The following is a 2,080-nucleotide window of genomic DNA, read 5'->3' as shown; positions in this document are numbered from 1 at the left end:
CGGAAGAGGCGATCTGCTCGACGCTGGCGGCGCTCGTGACTAACAGCCACTCGTAATCGCCGTCGGCAAGCCGCCGGAAGGCGGCGTCGCGCGCGGTGGTGTCGCGCGGCGGGGCGGTGCGGATGAGCGGCGCGATCACGGGGTGGGCGCCACGACGCGAGAGCTCGCCGGCCACGCGCTCGCCCCATGCGCCGCCGCGCGGTACGAGGACGCGGGCGCCGGCGAGGGCCGTCACCGGGGCTCCCCCTCGGGGCGTGGACCGAGGTCGGCGAGATCGGCGGCCCCGGCCTCCATCAAGGCGGCGACGACGACGGCCGCGGCCGCGTCGCGTCCGTCCGCCGTCGTGAGGTCGGCAGGGTCCGCACAGTGCCCGACGCGGACGGTGCGCGCACCGTCGAGGGCGTACACCTCGGCGACCAGCGTGACGGCGTCGTGCGCGCGCCGCGCGGAGATGCCCACCGGCGCGGCACATCCGGCCTCCAGCATCCGCAGCACGGCACGCTCCCACAGCGCGGTGATCTCGGCATCCGCATCCGTGATCGCGGCGATCTGCGCGGCGACCGGGGAACCCGTGCGCACCTCGACCGCGAGCGCGCCCTGGCCGGCGGAGGTGGGCCAGCCGTCGGCGTCGAAGCGGTCGGTGATCCGGTCGGTGCGTCCGATCCGGGTCAGCCCCGCCTCGGCCAGCACGATCGCGTCGTACTCCCCCTCGTCGACCTTGCGCAGTCGGGTGTCGACGTTGCCGCGGATGCCGCGCACCTGCAGATCGGGCCGGCGCCGCAGCAGCTGGGCGACCCGCCGGGGTGATCCGCTGCCGACCACGGCGCCGTGCGGCAGCGCCTCGAGCGTGAGGCCTCCGCGCGCGCACAGCACATCCGCCACAGGGGCCCGCGGCGGAACGGCACCGATCGCGAGGCCGGCGACGTCGGCCGTGGGAAGGTCTTTCATCGAGTGCACCACGAGGTCGCACTCGTCGCGCAGCAACGCCTCACGCAGCGCCGCGACGAACACGCCGGTACCACCCAGCTGCGCGAGGGGTCCGGTGAGCACGTCGCCCGCCGTCGTGATCGGCACCAGCTCCACCTCGCGGCCGGTCGCCGCCCGCAGGGCGTCGGCGACGTGGCCGGACTGCGTGGTGGCCAGCAGACTCGCTCGGGTTCCGAGTCGCAGCGGCGCGGGTGCGGCGGCGTCGGTCACCGTCACGGCGCGATCCCCGCGAGTGCCGGCTGGAAGCCGAGTCGCTTGTTCTCGCAGCATCCGGGACGGCAGACGTCGTACCAGGGTCCGAGGTCCGTCTCGTGCGGGCGGTCGGCCGCGGCGGTGCCGTTCAGCCGCTCGACCATGAGGTCGACCAGTCCCGTGACATACGCCGGGTGCGTCCCCGGAGTCGGGGTGCGGATCGCCGTGAGACCGAGCTCGTCGGCCGTCTCCATCGCCTCTGTGTCGAGGTCCCAGAGCACCTCCATGTGGTCGCTGACGAAGCCGAGCGGCACGATGAGCACGGCCTTGCGACCACGGGCGGGCAGCTCGGCCATCGCGTCGTTGATGTCGGGCTCGAGCCACGGCACCTGCGGCGGGCCCGAACGGCTCTGGAAGACGAGCTGCCAGGCGCATGAGGAGCCCAGCCGCGACATGATCGTCTCGGCGACGGCCGTGTGCTGCGCGACGTAGGCGCCGCCGGCGCCGAATCCGCGCTCGGGCGGGCCGGAACGGTCGGCGTCGCTGTTCGGGATCGAGTGGGTAGAGAAGAGGATCTCGATCTCGTCGTCGGCGAAGCCCTGGGCATGGAGGGCCTCGAGTCCCTCGGCGACGCCCTCCGCGAAGGGGGTCACGAAGCCCGGGTGGTCGAAGAACTGGCGCACCTTGTCGATCTCGACGGCACCGCTCAGGCCGGTGGCCTCGACGGCGTCGGCGAGATCTTCGCGGTACTGGCGGCACGACGAGTACGAGCTGTACGCGCTGGTCGCGATCGCGAGCAGGCGCCGGTGGCCGGCGTCATGGGCGTCCTGCAGGGCGTCGGCGACGTACGGCATCCAGTTGCGGTTGCCCCAGTACACCGGCAGCTCCAGGCCGCGCGCCG

3 protein-coding genes are annotated in these 2,080 nt (G+C 73.8%); all 3 read right to left on the bottom strand.

Annotated features, from left to right (window positions below; translation table 11 throughout):
* On the bottom strand, nucleotides 1-235 hold a 235-nt coding region (locus I5I_RS08420; RefSeq protein ID WP_036318346.1), incomplete at its 3' end, for a uroporphyrinogen-III synthase.
* The gene (gene hemC / locus I5I_RS08415; protein WP_036318345.1) at nucleotides 232-1,203 is read right to left on the bottom strand and encodes a hydroxymethylbilane synthase; all 972 of its coding nucleotides are present in this window, start codon (nucleotides 1,201-1,203) and stop codon (nucleotides 232-234) included. The genes hemC and I5I_RS08420, both read right to left, overlap by 4 nt.
* A partial coding sequence (locus I5I_RS08410) for a ferrochelatase (protein ID WP_036318344.1) occupies nucleotides 1,200-2,080 on the bottom strand: 881 nt, incomplete at its 5' end. The genes hemC and I5I_RS08410, both read right to left, overlap by 4 nt.

This window comes from Microbacterium sp. B24 (assembly GCF_000333415.1).
GTDB lineage: Bacteria > Actinomycetota > Actinomycetes > Actinomycetales > Microbacteriaceae > Microbacterium.
Note: the sequence above shows the minus strand (reverse complement) of the source record. Positions and strands in the feature narration are given on the sequence as shown.